The sequence below is a fragment of the Deinococcus actinosclerus genome, from assembly GCF_001507665.1.
GTDB classification, from domain to species: Bacteria; Deinococcota; Deinococci; order Deinococcales; family Deinococcaceae; genus Deinococcus; species Deinococcus actinosclerus.
On record NZ_CP013910.1, the window covers coordinates 351,548 to 374,229 of the forward strand.

Genomic DNA, 22,682 nt, shown 5'->3' on the forward strand with positions numbered 1-22,682 from the left:
TCACAGGGAATGAAGGCGGCAGGGTTCACACCATTGATTGCGGCCACCCTGGGCGCCCTGAGCGTCGCGGCCGTCGCGGCGACCACCCCGCCCCCGGCGCTGCCCGCCGGCTGGCAGGCCCGCATCGCGTCGCTGCTGCCGCTGGCCGGTCAGAGTGCCACTCTGCTCGAGCGGCGCCCCAGCATCTCCACACTGGAACTGGAGTGGCAGGTCGCCAGTGCCGGCGGTGACCCGGACGTGCTGCGGCAGATCACCCTGAGCGCGGCCCGGGGCATCGCGCCCACGTACGACAAGCGCCTGAACATCTCGCAGGAGGACTTCAAGCGTTACATCGTCTTCCAGAACACCCTGGCCTCGACCGGGAAGACCTTCCGGCTGAACGTCACGCGTGACGCGAGCCGGGTGACCTTCGGGGACGGCGCCTACATGAACGGCGTGCTCAAGGGCGTCAGCATCGATCTGAAGACCGGTGAGATGCGCGGCCCGGAGGGCTTCACGGCCCGCCCCGTCGCGGTGCCCGCCAACGACGACCCGGACCGGGGCCTGCTGGTCCGCAGCGGTTTCCAGTGGCGCATGATCGGCAACAACGCGCAGATCGGCAACGGCGTGCGCGGCACGCTGAACCTGTTGCAGCTGGCCAGCGGGCGCGTGGTGCTCAGCTACACCCGCAAGAGCATGATCGACCGCAAGGTCGACGACTTCGAGCGGGAACTGATCGTCGAGTACAGCCGCTGACCGTGGCGTCCGGAGGGGTGCCGGCCGCCGGCACACGCGGGAGCACCGCTGGCACACCCGTGACCGGCGCGTGAGAGGGCCTGATGCCCGCCTGATCAGACGTCAAGGTCTCCTCACGTTCCGTTCAGGGCCCGTCACGCGCCACCCCCTACGCTGGGCCTCATGATGAAACGGAATCTCCTGATGCTCGGCGCGGCCCTGACCCTGGGCGGCCTGAGCGAGGCCAGTGCCGGGCGCCTCTCCCCGACGCTGCTGCAACGCGCCCAGAAAGGTGATCAGTCCCAGGTGGGGGTCATCGTCCGCTTCCAGCTGCCCAACGACGCCCAGGGACGCGCGCAGCTCAAGAACCTGCGCGGCCAGCTCAACAGCCGCCTGAACGTCCTCGGGTCCAGCGCCGGCTTCATCCGGCAGGCCCTGAACTCCGGCAAGGTCACGCAGCTGTGGCTCGACCAGAGCATCTACCTGCCCATGACCCCCGTGCAGGCGCGCGCGCTGGCGGCGCTGCCCTTCGTGTCGGAGGTGTTTGAGAACTTCAAGGTGCAGATTCCCAAACCGCAGAAGGCCGTGGCGCTCAGCGCCGCCGCCGCCGCCCCCGGCGAGGCGTGGCACCTGGCGAAGATCGGCGCGCCGCAGGCCTGGGCCGCAGGCTTCAAGGGGCAGGGCATCAAGATCGGGCACCTGGACAGCGGCATCGACGCCAGCCACCCGCAGCTGAACGGCAAGGTGGCCGCGTTCGCGGAATTCAACGCGGACGGTGACCGCGTGTCGGGCGCGCAGCCCCACGACACCACCAACCACGGCACCCACACTGCCGGCCTGCTGGTCGGCGACACCGTGGGCGTGGCCCCCAGCGCCAAGGTCATCAGCGCGCTGGTGCTGCCCAACAACGAGGGCACCTTCGCGCAGGTCATCGCCGGGATGCAGTACGTGCTCGACCCGGACAACAACGCGGACACCGACGACGGCGCGGACGTCGTGAACATGAGCCTGGGCATTCCCGGCACGTTCGACGAGTTCATCGTGCCTGTGCAGAACATGCTCAAGGCCGGTGTGGTGCCGGTGTTCGCCATCGGCAACTTCGGTCCGGCATCCGCCAGCACGGGCAGTCCCGGTAACCTGCCCGACGCGATCGGCGTCGGTGCCGTGGGGCAGGACGGTCAGGTGGCCAGCTTCAGCAGCCGTGGCCCGGTGAACTGGAACAGCACCATCAAGGGCGTGTTCACCAAGCCGGATATCGCCGCGCCCGGCGTGGAGATCACCAGTTCGTTCCCGAACGGGCAGTACGGCGCGCTGAGCGGGTCCTCGCAGGCCAGTCCCATCGCGGCGGGCGCCGTGGCCCTGCTGCTGTCGGCGAAACCCGGCACCAGCGTGGACGGCATCAAGAATGCGCTGTACACCAGCGCCAGCAACGCGGGCAGCAAGAACAACAACGTGGGCTTCGGTCTGATCAGCGTGCCCGGCGCGCTGGGCAAGCTGGGCGTGAATGCCGGCGGCTCCACGCCCACCCCGACGCCGACCCCCACTCCTACGCCGACGCCTACCCCGACCCCCACGCCTACGCCGACTCCCACGCCCACCCCGACGCCTGACCCGGCCCCCACAGGCCCCAGTGGCTACACGCTGTGCGCGCTGGAAGGCAGCAAGTGCAACTTCAGCGGCCAGAAGGACGCGGCGTTTGGTACCGCCGGGAAGTACCTCACGGGCGTCGGGACGGACGGCTTCAACTGCACCGTGTCCGAGTGGGGCCGTGACCCCGCCCCGGGCCTGCGCAAGGGCTGCTTCATCAAGGACCGCCCCGGCAGCACCCCGACGCCCACGCCGACCCCGACCCCCACGCCCGCGCCCAGCACCGGCAAGAAACCCACCGTCATGCTCGTGGACGACGATATGGGCCAGGGCGCCGACGTGACGGCCGCGCTGCGCGACGCCATCAAGGCGAACGCCGCCAGCGGCGGGGCGTTCGTGTGGAACACCCAGACCCAGGGGCAGGTGCCGCTGAGCGAACTCAAGCGCGCGGACATCGTGGTGTGGGCGACCGGTGAGCAGTACCAGAACACCATCACGGCCGCCGATCAGAACACCCTGCAGCAGTACGTGGCGGGCGGCGGGAACCTGCTGATCACCGGGCAGGACATCGGCTACGACATCGGCACCAGCGCCTTCTACACCGGCACCCTGAAGACCCGCTTCGTGGCGGACAGCAGCGGGCAGACGAAATTCGTGACGCGCGGCGCGTTCGGCAGCACCGCCTTCACCCTGAACGCCCAGGGCAGCGCCGGCAACCAGTACTACCCCGACGTGATCGCCGACCAGGGCGGCAGCAGTGTGGTCGCCTCGTGGGGCACGGCGGACGCCACGGCCGGCACCATCACCGCGCAGAGCATCCGCGTCGACCCGAACAAGACCCGCGCCGCGCAGAAGGTCAAGGATCCGCGCGGACTGGTCGAGCAGCTCGCCGCGAACGTCCTGAACACGGTCCTGGGGCAGATCCTGGGCGGCAACACCCAGTCCGCGCAGAACCGCCCTCGGGTGAGCGCCCAGTCGGCCGGTGAGAACGCCGGGGCGATCGTCGCCAACGACGCCGGGAAGTACCGCACCGTCACCATGGGCTTCGGCATGGAAGGCCTGACGCCCAACAGCCGCAACCTCCTGATGAAGACCGCCTTCGACTGGCTGATGAAGTAACCGCACCCCTTTCGGGCCGCCTGAGCACCTGCGTGGGCGGCCCTGTTCGTTGCCTCAAGATTCTCTCCGCCCGGCTTGGGCAAGCTCCCACGCAGCCCGGACGGGCGGGGGGTACGGTCAGGGCATGACCACCCTGCGCGACATCATGACCACCGACCTGACCACCACCGATCCCCGCGCCACCCTGAAGGAGGTCGCCACCTTGATGCGCGAGCAGGACATCGGCAACGTGCTCATCATGGACGGCGACCAGCTCAGCGGCATCATCACCGACCGGGACATCGTGATCCGCGCCGTGGCGTACGGGCACGACCTGGGCAGCGCCGCGACCGACTACGCCACCGGCAGCGTGTTCACGATGAACGCGGACACCAGCGTGCAGGACGCCGCGAAGGCCATGGCGGACCGCCAGCTGCGCCGCCTGCCCGTCACGGACGGTGACAGGGTGGTCGGGATCGTGAGCCTCGCGGATCTCGCCACACGCGCCAGCGGCGGCGCCGATGAACAGGCCCTCCAGGGCATCAGCCAGCCCACCATCTGAACTGGCGAGGAGAGGGGGCGGCCTGGCTTCCCCCTGGGTTGCCCCCTCTTGAGCGTTTCTCCATCCTGTGCCCCCGGCGTTGACTTCGAGCGCACTTGAAGGACTACGGTGTCCTCATGACTCCGATCAAGAGCCCACTGGCCCCCCGCGCCGACGCCACCGACGTCCTGAAGGACACCGACCTCACCGGCCAGACCGCCGTCGTGACCGGCGCGGCCTCCGGGCTGGGCGTCGAGACGGTCCGCGCCCTGCTGAGCGCCGGGGCGCGCGTGATCATGCCCGTCCGTGACACCGCGCGCGGCGAGGAGGTCGCCCGTGACCTCGCCCAGGCCACCGGCAACAGCGACGTGCACGTGCTGCACCTGGACCTCGGGTCGCTCGCGTCGGTCCGGCAGGCGGCCAGCGAGATCCTCGCGCTCGCGCCACAGATCAAGATGCTCATCAACAACGCGGGCGTCATGGCCACCCCGCAAGGCCAGACCGCCGACGGCTTCGAAACGCAGTTCGGCACGAACCACCTGGGGCACTTCCAGCTCACGCGGCTGCTGATGCCCGCGCTGCTGGCCGCCGCGCCCGCCCGGGTCGTGTCCCTGAGCAGCAGCGGCCACCGCATCAGCGACATCCGCTGGGACGACCCGAACTTCCGGGCGACCCCCTACGACCCCTGGCAGGCGTACGGGCAGAGCAAGACCGCCAACGCCCTGTTCGCCGCCGAACTCAACCGCCGCTACGCCGATCAGGGCGTCACCGCGAACGCCGTGCATCCCGGCGGGATCATGACCGGGCTGCAGAAGCACATGCCCGAAGGAGAGGCGCAGCGCCGGGGCTGGGTGGACGAGAACGGCGTGCCCAACCCCGCCTTCAAGACCCCCGCGCAGGGCGCCAGTACCAGCGTCTGGGCGGCCACCGCCCCCGAGTTGGACGGCGTGGGGGGGCTGTTCCTGGAAGACCTCCAGCAGAGCACCCCGCTGGACGAGGCCAGCCCCAACCCGATGTTCGGGTACAAACCCCACGCGCTCGACGCGGACAGCGCCCGCCGCCTATGGACCCTCAGCGAGCAGATGATCGACCAGACCGGGAAGTAACGCCGCAACAGAAACGCCTCCGACCAGACCGGCGGAGGCGTTTCGCTGGTGGATTTACCCGAGGTCGCGCAGTTTGCGGTACAGCTCCTTCTGCTCGTCGCTCAGGGTGGCAGGCACCGTGACGTTCAGGCGGACGTACAGGTCGCCGCGCGTGCCGTCGCGTCTGGGCCAGCCCTGCCCGCGCAGGCGCATGCGCCGCCCGCCGCTGCTGCCGGGCGGGACACTCAGGTTGCCCCGGCCACTCAGGGTCTGCACGGTCACGTCCCCGCCCAGCGCCGCGACCGGGGCGGGCACGTCCACGCTGGTCGTCAGGTCGTCCCCGTCCAGATCGAAGCGGGCGTCCTCCAGCACGCGGATGGTCAGCAGCACGTCCCCACCGCCCGGGCCCTGCCCGGCCAGCCTCAGCCGCGCGCCGTCGCGCGTGCCGGCAGGGACACGCAGGCTCAGGCGTTTGCCGTCCACGTTGATGACCTCATCCGAGCCGCTGAAGGCTTCCTCCAGCGTGACCTGCAACTCGCCTTCCACGTTCTGCACGAAGCGGCGGCCCTGCCCGGCGCCGCCCAGGCCGCCCAGCAGGTCCTCCAGGTTCACCTGCGCGCCGCCCTGGAAGCCCGCGCCGCCGCGCCGCCCGGCCCCGCCGAACAGCCCCTGGAAGAAGTCACTGAACTGCGAGCCGTCGAACCCCGCGAAGTCCCCGCCCTGGAACCCGCCGCCCTGGTAGCCGGGGGGCACCTGCCCGGTGTGCCCGAACTGGTCGAACACCTTGCGTTTCTCCGGGTCGCTCAGGACGGCGTAGGCCTCGCCGATCTCCTTGAACTTCTCGGCGGCCTTCTCGTCCCCGGCGTTCTTGTCCGGGTGGTACTGCTTGGCCAGTTTGCGGTACGCGCTCTTGATGTCCGCGTCGGACGCGCCGCGCGACACGCCCAGCACGTCGTAGTAGTCCTTGTACGCCATGACTTTCCCCCCCTCCTGTTACGTCCTTACGCGCCCAGCTGTTCCAGGCGGTTGAGCACCACTCGCAGCCCGTACGCCTGGGCGATCTCGCGGGCGGTCACGCCCCGCCGGTCCGCCTGCCCCGGCTTCGCGCCGCGCGCCACGAGCAGGTCCAGCACGTCCGTGCGCGGCGCGCGGCGACCCTCTTTGTACGCCTGCCCTTCCACATCCACGCTGTGGAGCAGCGGCAGCCAGTAGCGCGGGTCCTCGGGCAGCGCCCCCGCCTGGAGCAGCGCGCGGATGAAGCTGGGCGGCGCGTCCCGGTCGATGGCGAGGTTCAGCAGCGGCAGCGTCGAGGTGCCCGGCCAGAAGTTCACGTCGTGCACGCGGCCCAGCAGGGCCAGCAGGTCTGATTCGGCCGCGCCGTGCCGCAGCGCCCAGCCCAGCGCCTCGTGCGTCTTCGTCTGGCTGGGCGCCTGCACCTCGCCAGTCAGGGTGCCCGCCTTGAGTGCCTCAATCAGCGGGTTGGCGTTCTCGCGCTGCACGAGGCGCACGTACTCGCCTTCCACCTGCTCGCGCGCCCAGCCTTCCTTACGCAGCAGTTTCAGGCTGCTCGTCACGCTGGGATTGCTCTGAAAGCACTTCACCGGAATGCGCCGCGCCAGCTCCTCCCAGCCGTACTCGGCCTGAAGATGCGTCACGACGCGCTCCAGCGTCACGCCGTGCAGCGGATCGCGCGGGGCAGCGGATGGTGAGCGGTTGATGGTTGATGGAGCCGCAGGGGCCTCAGCCGACGCCGTCTTGTCTTCTCTGTCAACCATCAACGGTCACCTCTCAACCCTTCCTGCTCACGACGACGCGCGCGGGGCGCACGAGGCGGTCGCCCATGCGGAAGCCCAGCTGGTACACCTGCACGATCACGTCGTCCTCGTCGCCGGGCACGACCTGCAGCGCCTCGTGCCACTGCGGGTCGAAGGCTTCGCCTTCCTTGCCGGTGGCCTCCAGACCCAGGCCCGCGAACACGCCCAGGATCTTGCCCTGCACGGCCTGCATGCCGGGGATCAGCTTGGCGGGGTCGGCGGCGCCCATGCTCACGGCGCGGTCCATGTCGTCGTACACGGGCATCAGCGCCTCGGCGGCCTTGCTCACGCCCTGGCCCTGCGCGGCGTTCACGTCCTCCTGGGTGCGGCGGCGGTAGCTGTCGAAGTCGGTCGCCAGTCGGGCCAGGCGGCCCCTCAGGTCGGCGTTCTCCTTTTCCAGTTCGTCGGCGCGTTCCAGTTTCGCCATCATCTCCTGCACCTGCCCGAGCATGCCCTCGTCCAGGCCGTCCATGCCGGGGAAGGCGGTCTCGGCGTCCTCGGCCATGTTGTCGGCCTCGGTGTCGGGGATGTCCAGGCCGTCTTCCGTGACGGTTTTCGCGGCGGTGTCGGTGCGGTCGTTGCTGGGTTTGTGCTGGTCGTCGGTCATCTTGGGGCCTCTCTTGCGGAACATTCGTTCCAGCTTAGTCGTACTCCGGGTGAAGGTTCGAAGAACCGCTCAGCCCGAGCGGATGCGAGTAGGAGTCATGCGGGTTCCGGGCGTGGAGTGGGCAGATCGGTGCTGTTCCGGGCTGTCCACGGAACAGACGGAATCTGCGCCGTGCTCGTGGGGCAGGGGAGAGGCGGCGCGCTGGCCGTCCTCTCCCCTGAAGTATGTGCCTGTTCGTGGAGGACGCGCGCTTATTCGGCGGGTTTGAAGTCCGCGTCGATCACGTCGTCGTCGGCTTTCGCCTGGGGCTGGCCCTGCGCGGCGCCGGCGTCCTGACCCTGCGCCTGCGCGGCGGTCATGAAGGAGCGGAGTTCCTCTTCCAGCTTCTTCTGCGCGGCGTCGATGCGGGCGTCGTCGTCGCTGCGGACGGCTTCCTCGGCCTCGTCGGCGGCGGCCTTGAGCTTGTCCTTGGCATCCTGGGCAGCAGAGCCGTTTTCCTCGATCTGGCCGAGGGCCTGGACGCGCAGGCTGTCGAGGTTGTTGCGCTTCTCGACCTTCTCGCGGCGCTGCTTGTCGGCGGCGGCGTTCTGCTCGGCTTCCTGCACCATGCGTTCCACGTCGCCCTTGTCGAGGGTGGTGGTGTTCTCGATGCGGATGCTGGCTTCCTTGCCGCTGGTTTTCTCCTTGGCGGTGACGTGCAGGATGCCGTTGGCGTCGATGTCGAAGGTCACCTCGATCTGGGGCTGACCGGCGCGCATGGGCGGGATGCCTTCCAGCTTGAAGCGGCCCAGGGACTTGTTGTCGTTCGCCATGGGGCGTTCACCCTGGAGGACGTTGATCTCCACGCCGGGCTGGTTGTTCTCGGCGGTGGTGTAGATCTCGGTCTTCTTGGCGGGCACCGTGGTGTTGCGGGTGATCATCGGGGCGATCATGCCGCCCTTGACCTCCACGCCCAGCGTCAGCGGGGTGACGTCCACCAGGACGATGTCGCCCAGGCTGGAGTCGCCCTGGATGATCCCGGCCTGCACGGCGGCGCCGAGCGCGACGGCCTCGTCGGGGTTCACGGACTCGTTGGGGGTCTTGCCGATGATGTCCTGCACGATGCGCTTCACGGCGGGGATGCGGGTGCTGCCGCCCACCAGGATCACTTCGTCGATCTTGCTGGCGTCCAGCTTGGCGTCCGCGAGGGCCTGCTCGACGGGCTTGCGCACGCGGCGCAGCAGGTCGCTCGTGAGTTCCTCGAACTTCGCGCGGCTCAGGGTGCGCTCGAGGTGCATGGGGGTGCGGGTTTCGGGGTCGAAGGTGATGAACGGCAGGCTGATGGTGGTTTCAGACGCGTTGCTCAGTTCGATCTTGGCCTTCTCGGCCGCTTCAATCAGGCGCTGCAGGGCCTGCTTGTCCTTGCGCAGGTCGAAGCTGTTGTCCTTCTGGAACTCGGTGGCGAGCCAGTCGACGATGCGCTGGTCGAAGTCCGCGCCGCCCAGGTGGGTGTCGCCGCTGGTGGACTTCACTTCGAACACGCCGTCGCCCAGTTCGAGGATGGTCACGTCGAAGGTGCCGCCCCCCAGGTCGAAGACCAGCACGGTCTCGTTGCCCTTGCGCTCCAGGCCGTAGGCGAGCGCGGCGGCGGTGGGTTCGTTGATGACGCGCAGGACGTTCAGGCCCGCGATCTCACCGGCCTGCTTGGTGGCCTCGCGCTGGCTGTTGTCGAAGTACGCGGGGACGGTGACGACCACGTCGCGGATCTTCTCGCCCAGCTTGGCGCTGGCGTCGTTCACGAGCTTGCGCAGCACCTCGGCGCTGACCTGCTCGGGGGCGAGGTCCTGGCCGTTCACTTCGATGCGCACGCTGCCGCCGGGGCCTTCTTTCACGGTGAAGGGGCTGCGGGCGGCTTCTTCCTTCACTTCGTCCCAGCGGCGGCCGATGAAGCGCTTGACTTCGAACAGCGTGGCGGCGGGGTTCAGGGCGGCCTGACGGCGGGCGATCTGCCCGACAAGGCGCTCGTCGCCCTTGTACGCGACGACGCTGGGGGTGGTGCGGGCGCCTTCGGCGTTCACGATCACTTCGGGGCGGCCGCCTTCCATGACGGAGATCACAGAGTTGGTGGTACCGAGGTCAATTCCGACTGCTTTGGGCATGTTGACTCCTGTGGGGATGGGGATTTGCTGCCGCGCGGGCAGCAGTTCTGATCGCCATACAGCATAGGCCCACAGTTGCTGGGTGTCAATAGACTTGAGTGCTATACGCTCAAGTCTAAGATTGTCTCAAGGTCATACGGACTCCGGTTGAAGGGTTTGCAAAAACCTTCGACCGGAGTTGACCCTTACCCCCCCACGTGCACGATGGGCCGCCGGTCACGGTCCGGTTCGGCGCGGCGCAGGATCTCGCGGGTCAGCGGCGGCACGTCCCCGCGCCCCCCGATCACGAAATCCAGCGCCAGCTGCAGGGGGCTCTCCTCGGTCCAGCGCATGTACACCTGCGGCGGCGCGCCCTTCTTGCGCAGCGTCAGCATCACGGCCGCGATCGTGTTCGGGATGCTCGACCCGCGCGCCTTCAGCACCGAGTACGGCCCCACGCGCAGGCCCGTGACCTCCACCACGTCCGTGAACTCGCTCGCGTCGTCCACCTCCACCTCCAGGAACAGGAACGGCTCGTCCTCCGGGAGGTGCACCATCTGCCGCACCCGCAGCTCCTGCTTGCTGTACTCGGCCTCGGACGCCCGGCCCGGATGGTGCGACACGAAGCGCAGCGGCCGGATCGGGTGGGTCTTCAGTACCTCGATGGCCGCCTCGTCGAACTGCACCTGACTGACCCGCAGCTCGAATGACCGCGACACGCGCGAACTGACGCCCACCGTGAGGATCAGCACGATGAACAGCAGCGCGATCAGCAGGCCCTGCGGGTTGCTGAAGATCGTCACGGCGCTCGTGTACACGAAGATGGCGCTGATCACCCCGAACGCCCAGGCCACGCGCGGCTGGCGGCGCCGCACGGCCGTCAGGCACACCGCCACCGCCGCCGAGGTCATCATCGCCAGCACCCCGGTCGCGTACGCCGCCGCCTGCGCGTCCACGTTCGCGCGGAAGGCCGCCGTCACCACGAACGCGATCAGCAGGTAGATCAGCACCAGCGGGCGGTGCAGCCGCGTCCACTCGGGCGCCATGCCGTAACGCGGCAGGTAGCGCGGCACGATGTTCAGCAGCCCCGCCATGGCGCTGGCCCCCGCGAACCACAGGATCAGGATGGTGCTCACGTCGTACGCGGTGCCGAACCACTCGCCCAGGTACTCGTGCGCCAGGAACGCCAGCGCGCGCCCGTTCGCCTCGCCGCCCGGCTGGAACGCCGCCGCCGGGATGAGCAGGGTGGTCACCAGACTGCTCGTGATCAGGAACGCGCTCATCAGCAGCGCCGCCGTGGTCAGCAGCCGCTTGCCGTTGCGGATGCGCCCGGTGGGTGTCTCCTCGGTGTCGCCCTTGTCCCCCTCGATCAGCGGCATGACGACCACGCCCGTCTCGAAACCCGACAGGCCCAGCGCCAGCTTCGGGAAGACCAGCAGCGCCGCGCCGATCAGCGCCAGCGGCGAGCCGAAGCCCACGTTCAGCGTGCCCAGCCACGCCTGCACCAGCTCCGGCTGGCTCAGGATCACCTGCGCGCCCTTGCCGATCACCACGGCGCTCAGGCACAGGTACGCCACGACGAGCACCACCGCGATCCCGATGGCCTCCTTGAAGCCCTTGAGGAACACCGCGCCCAGCAGCAGCAGCAGCAGCAGCGTCACGCCCACCTGATGCCCCTCCAGCGCCGTCTTCAGGAACGGGTTCTCGATCATGTGCGCCGAGGCGTCCGCCGCCGACAGTGTGATCGTGATGATGAAGCCGGTCGCCACGAACCCGATCAGCGACAGCACCAGGAACTTGCTGGGCCAATACGACAGCAGCCGCTCAAGCATGCTGATCGACCCGTCCCCGTGCGGGCTGTCCTCCGCCACCCGGCGGTACATCGGCAGCGCCCCGAACAGCGTCACGAGCACGAGCACCAGCGTCGCGAAGGGCGACACCGCCCCGGCGGCCAGCGCCGCGATGCCCGGCTGGTAGCCCAGGGTGCTGAAGTAGTCCACCCCGGTCAGGCACATCACCTTCCACCAGGGGTGCTTGCGCTCGTGCGCCTCCACCTCACCCTCGGCCTCGTAGAAGCCCTCCTGCTGCGGGTGATCCTCCTGCTGGAGCACCCAGCGGGAGACTTTCTGTGACAGGGGCCTCAACGGCGAGGAGGGCATGACTCGCGGAGTATCCGCCTTTCAGCGCCAGAAAGAAAGGTGTCGGGTCTCACGGTATGGGGAAGACAGCCGCAAGAGGGGATGAGTGCGGAGGTCGCCCCCCAGCACCCATCCCCTCTTACCTATCGACTTTCAGCCATCGACTGCTTACGGGTACAGGCCGCGCAGGGCGCGCGCTTCGAGCACGCGGGTGCAGGCCACGATGTACACGGCGGTGCGCAGCGTCACGCCGTGGCGTTCCTTCACGTCCCACAGGCTGCCGAAGGCCTCGCTCATGATGCGGTCCAGGCGCTTGTTGATCTCGTCTTCGGTCCAGAAGAACGAGCTGAAGTCCTGCACCCACTCGAAGTACGACACGGTCACGCCGCCGGCGTTCGCCAGCACGTCCGGCACGACCGTCACGCCCCGCTCGGCGAGCAGGTCGTCCGCAGCGGGAATGGTGGGGCCGTTGGCGCCCTCCACGATCAGTTTCGCCCTGATCTGCCCGGCGTTCGCCAGGGTGATCTGCTTTTCCAGCGCGGCGGGGATCATCACGTCGCAGTCCACGCCCCAGAACTCGTCGCGCGTGATCTCCTCGGTGCCGGGCATGTCGGTGATCTTGCCGGTGCGGCGCAGGTGCTCCAGCGCGGCCTTCGGGTCGATCCCGGCGTCGCTGTGGATCGTGCCGGTCACGTCCTGGATGGCGACGATCTTCGCGCCGTGCTCATGGAAGATGCGCGCGGCGGCCTCGCCCACGTTCCCGAAGCCCTGCACCGCCACCCGCGCGCCCTGCATGGGCATCCCGAGTTTCTTCATGGCCTCCGCGCCGGTCACGAACACGCCGCGCCCGGTGGCGTCGCCGCGGCCCAGGCTGCCGCCCAGCGACACGGGCTTGCCGGTCACGACGCCGGTCGCGGTGCGGCCCACGTTCATGGAGTACGTGTCCATCATCCACGCCATCGTCTGCGGGTTGGTGTTCACGTCCGGCGCGGGGATGTCCTTCTCCGGCCCGATGATCAGGCCGATCTCGGTGGTGTAGCGGCGCGTCAGGCGCTCGAGTTCCCCGGTGCTGTACTTGCGCGGGTCGATGCGGATGCCGCCCTTGCCGCCCCCGTACGGGAGGTTCACGGCGGCGTTCTTCACGGTCATCCACGCGGACAGCGCCATGACCTCGCTGAGCGTCACGTCCTGGTGGTAGCGCACGCCGCCCTTGGCGGGGCCGCGCGACGTGTTGTGCTGCACGCGGTAGCCCTCGAAGTGCGCGACCGTGCCGTCATCAAGGTGGATGGGCACGTCCACGACCAGGATGCGCTTGGGCCGCTTGAGCGTCTCGGCCCAGTAGGCGAGCTTGCCGAGGTAGGGCGTGACGCGCTCGACCTGCTCGAGGTAGATCTCGTACGGCCCGATGTTGTTCGGGTCGAGGTAGCTGGGAATGGCGTGCGCGCCGGATTTGGGCCCAGTGCTGTTGGTCGGATCTTGCGTGGCGGTCATGGCAGTGCCTCCAGGGAAGGAGAGGGGGGAGGGGTGGTTCGTCTTCGCCGCGCGGGGCGGCCCGCGCGTTGCCGCTGGTGAATTCAGCGCGCCGGGAAGGCGGTCATGGGTACACGCCACGCATCACGGTGGCGTTGTGCAGGCGGTTCAGGGCCAGGGCGTACGCGGCGGTGCGCAGGTCGGTCTGGCGCGTGCGGGCCACCCCCATGACGTCACTGACGGCGACGTTCACGCGCTGGTCTATGGCGGCCTCGATCTCTTCCTCGGTCCAGAAGAAGTTGCTGGCGTCCTGCACCCATTCCAGGTAGTTCACGACCACGCCGCCGATGCTGGCGATCAGGTCGGGGATGACCTGCACGCCCGCCTCCGTCAGGAAGCGCTCGGCCTCGGGCAGCACGGCGCGGTTGGTGGCCTCCACGACGTAGCGGGCGCGCACAGCGTGGGCGTTCCCGGCGTTCACGGTGCCGTAGTCGTAGGCGAGCAGCAGTACGTCCACGTCAAGCTCGGTGACCTCGGCGGGGGTGATGTCGGTCGCGAAGCCCGCCACGCTGCCGCGTTCCTCGCGGTAGGCAGACAGCGCGTCCAGATCCAGGCCGGAGCTGGCGAAGGTCGCGCCGTCCTGGTCGGACACGGCGATGACCAGTGCGCCCTGCGCGGCGAGGGTCTGCGCGGCGCGGCGGCCCACGTCCCCGAAGCCGTACACGGCGACCTTGGCGCGGCTGAGGCTCTCGCCGCGCTCCTCGAGCACGCGCGCGGCGACGAGCGCGGCGCTGCGGCCCCGGGCGTCCTTGCTGCCGTAGCTGCCGCCCAGCGGGATGGGTTTGCCCACCACGACGCCGCTTCCGGTTGTGCCGGTGTTCTCGTTGTACGTGTCGAGCATCCAGGCCATGGCCTGCGCGTCGCTGCCCACGTCGGGCGCGAGGATGTCCTCGTTGTGGCCGATCAGTTCCACCAGTTCGCTGGTATAGCGGCGCACCACGCCCTCGAGCTCGTGGGGGCTGAGGGTCGCGGGGTCGACGTCCACGCCGCCCTTGGCGCCGCCCAGGGGCAGGTCGGCCACGGCGGCCTTGAGGGTCATGATCGCGGCGAGCACCTCGCACTCGTGGGCGTTGACGCCTTCACGCAGGCGCACGCCGCCCATGCTGGGGCCGCGTGAGGTGCTGTGCACGGTGCGGTAGCCGCGGAAGACGCGGATGCTGCCGTCGTCCATGCGCACCGGGAGGTTCACGCTGACGGTGCGTTTGGGATATTTGAAGTACGCGAGGGACTGGTCGGTGACCTCGCAGTGGGGCAGTGCCTGCCGGAGTTGCTCCATGAGGCCCTGCCAGTTGAGTCCTGATGCCCGCATTTGACGGTCTCCTTCCCTTCGGTGGGAACTGGGGTGGGTGGTGTGGTTTGGCTCAGGCGCAGCATACACGCGCCCGGTGAGACGCATAGACAGGTGCCGCGCCGCCTCGTCCCACGATGCCGTCCGTGTGTCGAGGGGTGAACCCCCGAAGTTGTATCCAGTATCCACAGAGGCGTCAACCCCGCTTTCTCACGCTGAACACGCGCAAAACCTGAACCGCTTCCACCTCGGCCCTGCGTGGCCCGGCCGCCCACAACCTGCCGAACGGCAATCCAGTCTTCCAACGCCGCCGACCGCCCCACCGCACACCGGCGTCCCACGCGGCAGGACGGTCCGGGCGGTCTGAACCCGGTTCAGATCGGACCTCTATAGAAAGGAGGGGAGCCAGCACGGTTCCCCTCCCACCCTCAACCGGTGTTACCGGCTGCGTTCGATCTCGCGCACCGCCAGCCGCTCCAGGGCGTCACGGGCGTCCCCGGCGGGCAGGACGCGCAGGGCGTCCACGGCCAGCCACGCCCGGCGGCGCACCTCGGCGCGGGTCGCCTCGAAGGCCCCCTCCTGCGCCGCCAGCGCCTGCACGCGCGCCACGTCCCCCTCGTGCGCGGCGCGGCGCTCCAGCACGTCCCGCACCTCGTCCGCGTGCGGCCCCTGAAGCAGGTGCAGCAGCGGGTACGTCGCCTTGCCCTCGCGCAGGTCGCCGCCCACCGGTTTGCCCAGCGTCGCCTCGTCCGCCGCGAGATCCAGCAGGTCGTCCTGCATCTGGAACGCCATCCCGTACTCCAGCCCGAAGGTCGCCAGGGCCTCGCGCTGGGCCGCCGTCGCGCCCAGCAGCACCGCTGGGGCCTCGGCCGCCAGCTGCGTCAGCGCCGCCGTCTTCCCGTGAATGACCGTCAGGTAGTGCTCCAGCGCGTACTCCTGGTACGCCGCCACCTGGAACTGCAGCACCTCGCCCTCGCAGATCACGCTGGCCGTCTCGCCGAACATGCGGGTCAGGGCCGCGCCGCCCGGCATCCCCGCGAGCAGCCCCAGCAGGCGCGCGAGCATGAAATCGCCACTCATGACGCTCACCACGTTCCCGAAGCGCCGGAACGCCGCCTGCTGCCCCCGGCGCGTGTCCGCGTCGTCGATCAGGTCGTCGTGCAGCAGCGACGCCGAATGCAGCAGTTCCACGCACACGCCCAGGTCGCGCACGGCGGCCCAGTCCGCGCGGGCCGGGCTGGCGCCGAGCACCTGCGCCGCGAGGAGCGCGATCATCGGCCGCACCCGCTTCCCACCCGCGGCGACCAGATCGTCCCCGATCAGCTCGATGAATTCCACCCGCGAGCGCAGCACCTCGCGCAGCCGCGCTTCGAACGCCGCATCCGGCAGGCCGAGGGTGAGAAGGCCAGTCATGCGCGCAGTATAGGGAGGGGAGGGGCAGCCAAACGTACCACCCCCCCCAGCTGCTGCCCCGGGGATGAAGGCTCCCGCACCGCCGTGAGTGCTTTGTCCCTCGCAGCGCACACGCTCCTCATGCTACAAAGCAGGGTATGGAAAGTGTCGTTGCTCTCTTCCGCGAACCCCAGCAGGCGCAGGGGGCGTTGCAGACCCTGCTGCAGCGCGGCTTTGACCGTGACCACCTCGGCTTTGCCCTGACGGACGTCGTCGCGCAGGAGGACATCGCCCAGCAGACCGGCGTCAGCCCCGAAGCCGGTCAGCCCGCCGGGTCCGCCGCCGTCCTGAAGGGCGCGTGGCTGGGGATTCTGGGCGGCCTCGTGCTGACCGTGCCCATCTGGCTGCTGCTGCTCATCATTCCGGTGACCCGCATCTACGCCCACGGCGGCGTGCTGGGCATCCTGTTCGGCGTGATCGGCGGCGGCGCCCTGGGCGGCCTGTTCGGCGCGCTGGCGGGCAGCGACCACGGCGACTTCGTGAACCTGCTGCGCCGCATGGGCGTCCCGGCCGAGCAGGCCGAGAAGTTCTACGGCGGCATGAAGGGCGGCCACGTCATGGTGATCGCCCGTGACCCCAGCGGCCAGCGGGCCGACGAGGTGCTGAGCGTCATGCGCAAGCACGGTGCCGTGAAACTGGAAGACGCCGTGGGCGCCGGGCAGCTTCAGAGCGAACGCCACTGAACTGCCCGAGGCTGCGGCCCGCGATCCGGACGAACCGGCGCGGGCCGCACCTCATGTGCCGGTCCAGCAGGCCAGAGGCAAGAGCGCTGTCAGACCCTGCGGGTACACTGCGGACATGTTCGGTCGCCGCGTCCCTCCCCACCTCGTCTTCGCTTTCAGTCTGCTGCTGGCGGCCCTGTGCGGCTGGGCCGCCTACGCAGGCGTGACGGGCGGCAAGGTCGTGTGGGGGGTCGTCGCGGCGGTGTTCGCCGTGTGGTTCACCGTGGACGCCGTCCGCTCCTACGGGTGGGCGCAGGCGAAGAAACGCGCGGACGCCGAGACGCGCGCCCAGAACCGCCCGAACCTCAAGTAAGCTCCCGGCGTACCCAGAAACGCATCGGTTTGGGTGTGTCCTGGCCTTCGCCCACGTCCGGCCAGGACAGGGTCGTGTGCAGGTCCGGGCGTTCCACGTACCCGCGCGCCGCCCAGAAGGCGTTCAGTGGCCGGTAGGGCTGCGGCCGCAGCGGATGATCCTCCGGGCGCTGCACCGCGCAGAAGGCCGTCACGCTCAGGCCCAGCGTGCGGGCGTGCGCCTCACGCCCGTCGAAGAAGGCGTGGCCCAGCCCGCGCCCCCGGTACTCGGGCAGCAGGACGCTCTCGCCGAGGTACAGCACGTCCCGCTCGTCGAACTCCGGGTCCACGAAGGGGGCGCGGATCTCGGCCATCTCCTGCGTCAGCGGCAGGGCGCTGCTGGCCCCCACCACCTGCCCGCCGTCGCGCGCCAGGAGCACCAGGGCGTCGGGCGCGTCCAGGTAGGTGCGCAGGTACGTCTCCTCGTACGCCGCGCTGCCCTCGTACAGGTAGGGGAACTCACGGAACACCGTGATGCGCAGCCGCGCCAGATCCGCGATGAACGGCGCCAGGTCCGGGCCGCTCACCGCCTCGACCCTCAGGGTCAAGCACCCACCTGCCGGGACCAGTCCGCGAGGTTGTAGTAGTTCGTGACCCGCGCGATCTGCCCGCCGCGCACCTCGAAGAACGCCCCGACCGGCAGGACGTAGCGCTGCCCGCGCGCCTCGGGCAGCCCGGGATCGGTGCGCAGGTACTCGCCGTGAATCACGAACTCCGCGCTCGCCCGCGCGCCGTCGGGCGTGCTCATGATCACCAGCTCGCGCGCCTGCTCGCGGTAGTGGGCGTCCATCTTCGCCAGGAACGCCCGGAAGGCCTCCAGGCCCACCTGCGTCTCGCCCTCGTTGATGTCGTGGCGCACGTCGTCGGTGAGCAGGGCCAGCATGCCCGCGAAGTCGGCGGCGTTGAAGGCGGCGTAATACTGCTCGATCAGCGTCAGGGTCGTGCCGTGCATGGCCGCACCATACGGCATGACCACCCGGCGGCAGGGTCACGGCCCGGGGGGCACGCCGCGCGCCGGTGAACGCCACTTCAGCCGGTCGTGTCCCCGCATTCATGAGCCCGGGGCACCCTGCGAGGCGGCCTGGCGACGCTGGGGCGTCAGTCCGGCCTGGAGGGCCGGTCGGCCCTGCTCCGTCCCTGCGGCCGCCGCCGCAGTCCACCCGCCTGTCGCGATCAGGAAATTCGCGCGCTTGACGCCTGCGAATCTGCTACTTTAGGAACACTTTATTCAGCAGTGAATCGTTTCACCCGCCGGGAAACGGCCCAACTGGAGGAACTCACGCGTGAAAGCCCTGCGCTACATCATCACCCGCCCCTGCCTGCAGGAAGGCAGCCTGCGCCTTCTGAAGTACCTGGAAGGCACGTTCCCCAGCGCCGGCCCCATCACGCTGGTCGATGATCACGGCCAGGAGCACTCCGCGCAGGTCGACCCGCAGGCGCGGCGCATCACCGGCCTGGGCAGCCTGTACCACGCCCAGAACCTCGGGGTGAACGACGTCCTGATGATCACGCCCCTCACGGCCGGGCGCTATCAGGTCGAGTCGATCGTCAAACCCCACGCGCCACCCCCAGCGCCGCGCCGCGAGACGCCCAAGAAACCCGAGACCCGCCGGGTGGTGGTCGCCACGACGCCGCACGTGCGCGAGGTGAGGGTGCAGGAGGTGCGCCCCAGCCTGGGTGCCCAGGCCGACGTGCCGGCCGACGCCTCCCGCGCGGCCGAACCGCGGCCCGCAGAGCAACGTCAGGCCGAGCAACGTCAGGCCGACCGCCGCCCGGCAGAGCAGCGCGCCGAGACCCGCCCTGCGGATAGCCGCGCCGAGGAGCGCGCGACCGACGCCACCCGCACGGCCCAGGACACCCCGCGACCCGACGTGAGCGCGCGCAGCCAGAGTGGCCGTGACCCGGTCCCGGCGGCCTCCCCCCGCGTGACCCCCCGCGCCGCGCCCGCAGGGACCAGCGTGAAGCCCGGTGCCGGCGCGACCGTCCGTCCCCTGGACGTCCGCTTCGACGCGCCGGCACCGGCCCCCCTGGCACCGGCGCCCACCGCCACCCCGGGCGCCCTGCAGCTGCGCGGCGACGCAGCCCACCTCGCGGAACTCGCGCGCCTGACCGGCTACCGCCTGGACGACCTGGGCAGCGGCGTGCTGCGGCTGCACGCGGAACTGGGCGCCCACAGCTACGCGGTGCTGGTCGCCACGAGCGAGGCGGCCGTCCGGGCCGACGCCTGGAAGGAACCGGCCGACTACTGCGTGCTCCTGACGGCCGAACACGACCGGGCCGTCAACACCCCCCGCCTGACCCGCGAGGCGCTCGACGCGCTGATCGAGCACGCCCAGCTGGCGCCGCTGTCCCCCGTGGACCTGCGTGGCTACTGGAAGGCCGGCAGTGTGGACCTGGAAGCGGCCGCCAGCGTCGCGGAACTCGTGGGCGCCCACCTGGCGCAGCGTGGCGCCTTCAGCGCCGTGCTGCTGACCCTGGCGCAGCAGCCCGCCCACTCGCTGGTCAGCGTGCAGCGCCTCGCCGAGCGGCTGGGCAGCGGCGTGAACTACGCGGAACTGGGCAGCATCCTCGACACCCTGACCCGCGCGCCCTTCCTGGCACTGACCCCGCTGCCCGGCGGGCAGTACCTGCTGCGCAGCGGTGTGGCGGAGCTGCTGACCGAACTGGCCGACTACGCCGAAGGGGTGCGGCGCCGCCTGCGCGTCCCGGCCCGCGAAGCCGTGCCCGCCTGATCCCACCGGGGCCAGACCGGCCCAACCTGAATGCCGAACACGATCCCACCGGCACCGCGCTCCTAGACTGGCGCGGTGCCTGCCTTGTCCGACGCTGAACAGCCGCGCCTGCGCGCAGCCCTGCTGGCCTGGTTCGACCGGCAGGGCCGCGACCTGCCCTGGCGCCAGGGCCCCGAGGGTCGCCGCGATCCCTACCGCGCCTGGGTGGCCGAGGTTCTGCTGCAGCAGACGCAGGTGGCGCGGGGGCTGGAGTACTATCACCGATTTCTGACAGCGTTCCCCAGCGTGCAGGTGCTGGCCGCCGCTCCGCTGGACGACGTGCTGAAAGCCTGGGAGGGCTGCGGCTACTACGCCCGCGCCCGCAACCTGCACCGCGCCGCGCAGCAGGTGACCCGCGAGGGCCTGCCCCGCACCCACGCCGAGTGGCTGGCCCTGCCCGGGGTGGGGCCCTACACGGCCGCCGCCCTGAGCAGCTTCACGCAGAACGCCCCGCACGCCGTGAACGACGGCAACGTGCGGCGCGTGCTGGCCCGGCTGCACGCCGAACCTGCCCCCACGCCCCGCTGGGTGCAGCAGCAGGCCGACGCGCTGCTCGACCCGGCCCGGCCCGGCGCGTGGAACGAGGCGGTCATGGATCTGGGCGCCACCGTCTGCACCCCGAAACGGCCGCAGTGCGGCGTCTGCCCGCTGAGTGACTGGTGCGGCGCGCGCGCCAGCGGTCAGCCCGGCAACTACCCGGCGCCCAAGACGCGCCCCGCCGTACAGACCGTGCAGGCGGTGGCGGTCCTGATCGGAAACGCGCAGCGCGCCGTGCTGGAACGCCGGGACGGCGCGCTGCTGGGCGGCCTGCTGGGCCTGCCGGCGCAGCCCTTCGATCCGGCGCAGCCCGGCGCGCCGGCGCAGGCCCTGCATGAACTGTGTGCCCGCCTGAACGCCGCACCCGGCCCCCTGCTGGGAGAGGTCACGCACACCATGACGCACCGTCAGGTCACCTGGCAGGTCTACGCCGCCACCGGCGGGCCGCCGCTCACCGACGTGGGCAGCGCCGCGCTCTCCCGGCTGGACCACAAGGCGCTGGCCCTGGCCGGGCGGCGCGCGCAGTCCCTGTTCCCGGTGTGAGGCCCGGTGCGCCCTGGCGTGGGCGGCCCCGTTCCAGCCGTCCTGGCCTCCTCCTGCTTTCTGCCGACGCGCGCCTGAACGCACGGGGTAGACTGGCCCGGTGAAGTCTCCTGCCGCCGCCCAGCTCATCGTCCGGACTGTTCAGACCCTCAGGAACACCGCGCGGGGCGCTCTGGTCTGGGGGTACGAGCAGCGGCTGGCCCGCGAGGTGTGCGCCCACCAGCGCCTGCCCCGCCACCTGGGCCTGATCCTGGACGGGAACCGCCGCTTCGCGCGGGCCAGCGGGCTGCAGCGCGAACTGGGACACTCGATCGGCGCCGACAAGGCCCACGAGGTGCTGCAGTGGTGCCTGGAACTGGGCATTCCCGCCGCGACCATCTGGGTACTGTCCACCGACAACAGGAGCCGCGACCCGCAGGAACTCGCGCACATCCTGTCGCTGCTGGAGAAAGAAGCCCGCGCGCTCGCCACCGATCCCCGCATTCACGCCAACCGCGTGCGCGTGCGCGCCATCGGGCAGCACGACGAGTTCCCGCCGCAGGTGCTCGCCGCCCTGAACGACCTGGAAGCGAAGACCGCGCACTACGACGGGATGCGCCTGAACATCGCCGTCGGCTACGGCGGCCGCGAGGAGATCGTGGACGCCGTCAAGCGCCACCTGCACGCGCAGGCGCAGGCCGGGCGCACCCTGGCAGACGCTGCCGCCACGCTGGCTCCGGACGACATCAGCGCGCACCTGTACGCCGCCGACATCCCCGACCCCGACTTCATCATCCGGACGAGCGGCGAGATCCGCCTGTCCGGCTTCATGCTGTGGCAGAGCGTGTACTCCGAGTATTACTTCTGTGACGTGTACTGGCCGGGGTTCCGGCGCGTGGATTTCCTGCGCGCCCTGCGCGACTTCCAGGGCCGCGACCGCCGCTTCGGTCGCTGAAACCACCTGCGGCCGCGCTGGGTATGGCGCTGACCGGGGCCGCGCAGCCTGCCGGTGGACCCCTGCCCTCCTGTCCCCCCGATTCCCCCGCCGGGGGAATCGGAGGGACGTTGCCTGCCGCTCCCTGGAGTGAGTCAGGGAGGCGAGTGTGAAATTTCCCGTATGTCACACGATTTTCGTCAGTAGGTTCAGTGCCTGGGTTAAAGGCAGTGAAGGGCAGCTATGACGCCCCCCGATGGCGGCGGCGCAGGTGTAAGCCCCACGTAAGATCGCGCTTCTTAACCTCCTCTCAGTTCTGGTGAAACGGAACGCGGAGCCGGAGCCGGCCCGTGGAAGGAGAAGCGCATGAATCGCCTGAAACTCACCCTGATCCTCAGTGCCGCCGGCGTGGCCGCCGCGCAGACCGCCAGTCCGGTCAGCCTGAGCCTCGTCATGTCGCTGGTCAGCAGCGTCAAGGTGAACGGCAAGGACACCGAACAGCTGACGCCCAATCCCAGGAACGTGCTCCCTGGTGCCGTGATCAGCCAGGTGGTCACCGTCCGCAATACCGGCGGTAAACCCGTGCGGCAGGTGCCCGTCACCCTGCCCGTTCCCAAGAACACCCGCTACCTGACTGCCGAGAAGGGGACTGACGGACTCCAGGCGGAGTACTCGATCGACGGCGGCAAGACGTTCGCGCCCGCCCCCCTGAAGCGGAAGGTCACGGTTACCGAAAACGGCCGCGCCATCACCCGCGAGGTGGAGGTCAAACCCAGCGAGTACACCAGCGTGCGCTGGGTCATCCCGGAACTCGGCGCAAACGACACCCTGAAACTCGGGTACCGCGTCCAGGTCAAATAACGCCTTTTTGCCC

General features: G+C 69.9%; 20 protein-coding genes. 10 read left to right on the top strand and 10 right to left on the bottom strand.

Features of this window, described 5'->3' with window-relative positions; all coding sequences use genetic code 11:
• Positions 1-9 precede the first annotated feature (9 nt).
• The 4 genes from AUC44_RS01720 (at position 10) to AUC44_RS01735 (ending at position 5,046) form a co-directional block, all read left to right on the top strand.
• Positions 10-735, top strand: coding sequence for a hypothetical protein (locus tag AUC44_RS01720; RefSeq protein ID WP_062157119.1), 726 nt, complete (start codon positions 10-12; stop codon positions 733-735).
• Positions 736-900: 165 nt separating this feature from the next.
• Positions 901-3,420 (top strand): S8 family peptidase, encoded by a 2,520-nt coding sequence (locus AUC44_RS01725; protein ID WP_062159624.1) that lies wholly within the window; start codon positions 901-903, stop codon positions 3,418-3,420.
• Positions 3,421-3,544: 124 nt separating this feature from the next.
• Positions 3,545-3,961 (top strand): CBS domain-containing protein, encoded by a 417-nt coding sequence (locus AUC44_RS01730; RefSeq protein WP_062157120.1) that lies wholly within the window; start codon positions 3,545-3,547, stop codon positions 3,959-3,961.
• Between the two features lie 116 nt (positions 3,962-4,077).
• Positions 4,078-5,046: an oxidoreductase gene (locus AUC44_RS01735; RefSeq protein ID WP_062157121.1), complete on the top strand. Its 969-nt coding sequence runs from the start codon at positions 4,078-4,080 to the stop codon at positions 5,044-5,046.
• Between the two features lie 54 nt (positions 5,047-5,100).
• On the opposite strand, the gene AUC44_RS01740 is transcribed toward AUC44_RS01735, so the two are convergent.
• The 8 genes from AUC44_RS01740 to AUC44_RS01775 all read right to left on the bottom strand — a co-directional run bounded on the left by AUC44_RS01740 (position 5,101) and on the right by AUC44_RS01775 (position 15,932).
• The gene (locus tag AUC44_RS01740; protein ID WP_062157122.1) at positions 5,101-6,000 is read right to left on the bottom strand and encodes a DnaJ C-terminal domain-containing protein; all 900 of its coding nucleotides are present in this window, start codon (positions 5,998-6,000) and stop codon (positions 5,101-5,103) included.
• 26 nt (positions 6,001-6,026) lie between these two features.
• Entirely contained in the window at positions 6,027-6,800 is a 774-nt protein-coding gene (locus AUC44_RS01745; RefSeq protein WP_082688904.1) for a VF530 family DNA-binding protein, read from the bottom strand.
• A 13-nt stretch (positions 6,801-6,813) separates the two neighbouring features.
• Positions 6,814-7,470 carry a nucleotide exchange factor GrpE gene (locus AUC44_RS01750; RefSeq protein WP_417926360.1) on the bottom strand — a complete coding sequence of 219 codons (657 nt, stop codon included), beginning with the start codon at positions 7,468-7,470 and terminating at the stop codon, positions 6,814-6,816.
• A 227-nt stretch (positions 7,471-7,697) separates the two neighbouring features.
• Complete coding sequence (gene dnaK, locus AUC44_RS01755) at positions 7,698-9,584, bottom strand: molecular chaperone DnaK (protein ID WP_062157123.1); 1,887 nt, start codon at positions 9,582-9,584, stop codon at positions 7,698-7,700.
• A 185-nt stretch (positions 9,585-9,769) separates the two neighbouring features.
• Complete coding sequence (locus AUC44_RS01760; RefSeq protein WP_062157124.1) at positions 9,770-11,722, bottom strand: APC family permease; 1,953 nt, start codon at positions 11,720-11,722, stop codon at positions 9,770-9,772.
• A 147-nt stretch (positions 11,723-11,869) separates the two neighbouring features.
• Entirely contained in the window at positions 11,870-13,192 is a 1,323-nt protein-coding gene (locus AUC44_RS01765; protein ID WP_062157125.1) for a Glu/Leu/Phe/Val family dehydrogenase, read from the bottom strand.
• A gap of 103 nt (positions 13,193-13,295) precedes the next feature.
• A complete protein-coding gene (locus tag AUC44_RS01770) occupies positions 13,296-14,540 on the bottom strand; it encodes a Glu/Leu/Phe/Val family dehydrogenase (protein ID WP_062157126.1) in 1,245 nt (414 codons plus the stop codon).
• Between the two features lie 417 nt (positions 14,541-14,957).
• Positions 14,958-15,932, bottom strand: a complete 975-nt coding sequence (locus tag AUC44_RS01775; protein WP_062157127.1) for a polyprenyl synthetase family protein — start codon at positions 15,930-15,932, stop codon at positions 14,958-14,960.
• Between the two features lie 137 nt (positions 15,933-16,069).
• On the opposite strand from AUC44_RS01775, the gene AUC44_RS01780 reads away from it, so the two are divergent.
• Positions 16,070-16,654: a general stress protein gene (locus AUC44_RS01780; RefSeq protein WP_062157128.1), complete on the top strand. Its 585-nt coding sequence runs from the start codon at positions 16,070-16,072 to the stop codon at positions 16,652-16,654.
• A gap of 115 nt (positions 16,655-16,769) precedes the next feature.
• The gene (locus AUC44_RS01785) at positions 16,770-17,006 is read left to right on the top strand and encodes a hypothetical protein (protein ID WP_062157129.1); all 237 of its coding nucleotides are present in this window, start codon (positions 16,770-16,772) and stop codon (positions 17,004-17,006) included.
• On the opposite strand, the gene AUC44_RS01790 is transcribed toward AUC44_RS01785, so the two are convergent.
• Entirely contained in the window at positions 16,999-17,592 is a 594-nt protein-coding gene (locus AUC44_RS01790; protein ID WP_062157130.1) for a GNAT family N-acetyltransferase, read from the bottom strand. The genes AUC44_RS01785 and AUC44_RS01790 overlap by 8 nt on opposite strands.
• The gene (locus AUC44_RS01795) at positions 17,589-17,996 is read right to left on the bottom strand and encodes a ketosteroid isomerase-related protein (RefSeq protein ID WP_062157131.1); all 408 of its coding nucleotides are present in this window, start codon (positions 17,994-17,996) and stop codon (positions 17,589-17,591) included. The genes AUC44_RS01790 and AUC44_RS01795 overlap by 4 nt, the downstream gene beginning before the upstream one ends.
• Positions 17,997-18,327: 331 nt before the next feature.
• Between AUC44_RS01795 and AUC44_RS01800 the strand changes: the two genes are divergently transcribed.
• The 4 genes from AUC44_RS01800 to AUC44_RS01815 all read left to right on the top strand — a co-directional run bounded on the left by AUC44_RS01800 (position 18,328) and on the right by AUC44_RS01815 (position 22,669).
• A complete protein-coding gene (locus tag AUC44_RS01800; protein ID WP_082688905.1) occupies positions 18,328-19,776 on the top strand; it encodes a hypothetical protein in 1,449 nt (482 codons plus the stop codon).
• An 84-nt stretch (positions 19,777-19,860) separates the two neighbouring features.
• Positions 19,861-20,895, top strand: a complete 1,035-nt coding sequence (gene mutY, locus AUC44_RS01805) for an A/G-specific adenine glycosylase (protein ID WP_062159628.1) — start codon at positions 19,861-19,863, stop codon at positions 20,893-20,895.
• A gap of 100 nt (positions 20,896-20,995) precedes the next feature.
• Positions 20,996-21,829, top strand: coding sequence for an isoprenyl transferase (locus AUC44_RS01810; protein ID WP_062157132.1), 834 nt, complete (start codon positions 20,996-20,998; stop codon positions 21,827-21,829).
• A gap of 345 nt (positions 21,830-22,174) precedes the next feature.
• On the top strand, positions 22,175-22,669 hold the full coding sequence (locus AUC44_RS01815) for a hypothetical protein (RefSeq protein ID WP_062157133.1): 495 nt from the start codon (positions 22,175-22,177) through the stop codon (positions 22,667-22,669).
• Positions 22,670-22,682: the final 13 nt, after the last annotated feature.

Coding starts and splice junctions, on each gene's coding strand:
- AUC44_RS01720 (WP_062157119.1), top strand. CDS start 10: ATGAAGGCGGCAGGGTTCACACCATTGATTGCGGCCACCCTGGGCGCC.
- AUC44_RS01725 (WP_062159624.1), top strand. CDS start 901: ATGAAACGGAATCTCCTGATGCTCGGCGCGGCCCTGACCCTGGGCGGC.
- AUC44_RS01730 (WP_062157120.1), top strand. CDS start 3,545: ATGACCACCCTGCGCGACATCATGACCACCGACCTGACCACCACCGAT.
- AUC44_RS01735 (WP_062157121.1), top strand. CDS start 4,078: ATGACTCCGATCAAGAGCCCACTGGCCCCCCGCGCCGACGCCACCGAC.
- AUC44_RS01740 (WP_062157122.1), bottom strand. CDS start 6,000: ATGGCGTACAAGGACTACTACGACGTGCTGGGCGTGTCGCGCGGCGCG.
- AUC44_RS01745 (WP_082688904.1), bottom strand. CDS start 6,800: ATGGTTGACAGAGAAGACAAGACGGCGTCGGCTGAGGCCCCTGCGGCT.
- AUC44_RS01750 (WP_417926360.1), bottom strand. CDS start 7,470: ATGTTCCGCAAGAGAGGCCCCAAGATGACCGACGACCAGCACAAACCC.
- dnaK (WP_062157123.1), bottom strand. CDS start 9,584: ATGCCCAAAGCAGTCGGAATTGACCTCGGTACCACCAACTCTGTGATC.
- AUC44_RS01760 (WP_062157124.1), bottom strand. CDS start 11,722: ATGCCCTCCTCGCCGTTGAGGCCCCTGTCACAGAAAGTCTCCCGCTGG.
- AUC44_RS01765 (WP_062157125.1), bottom strand. CDS start 13,192: ATGACCGCCACGCAAGATCCGACCAACAGCACTGGGCCCAAATCCGGC.
- AUC44_RS01770 (WP_062157126.1), bottom strand. CDS start 14,540: ATGCGGGCATCAGGACTCAACTGGCAGGGCCTCATGGAGCAACTCCGG.
- AUC44_RS01775 (WP_062157127.1), bottom strand. CDS start 15,932: ATGACTGGCCTTCTCACCCTCGGCCTGCCGGATGCGGCGTTCGAAGCG.
- AUC44_RS01780 (WP_062157128.1), top strand. CDS start 16,070: ATGGAAAGTGTCGTTGCTCTCTTCCGCGAACCCCAGCAGGCGCAGGGG.
- AUC44_RS01785 (WP_062157129.1), top strand. CDS start 16,770: ATGTTCGGTCGCCGCGTCCCTCCCCACCTCGTCTTCGCTTTCAGTCTG.
- AUC44_RS01795 (WP_062157131.1), bottom strand. CDS start 17,996: ATGCACGGCACGACCCTGACGCTGATCGAGCAGTATTACGCCGCCTTC.
- AUC44_RS01815 (WP_062157133.1), top strand. CDS start 22,175: ATGAATCGCCTGAAACTCACCCTGATCCTCAGTGCCGCCGGCGTGGCC.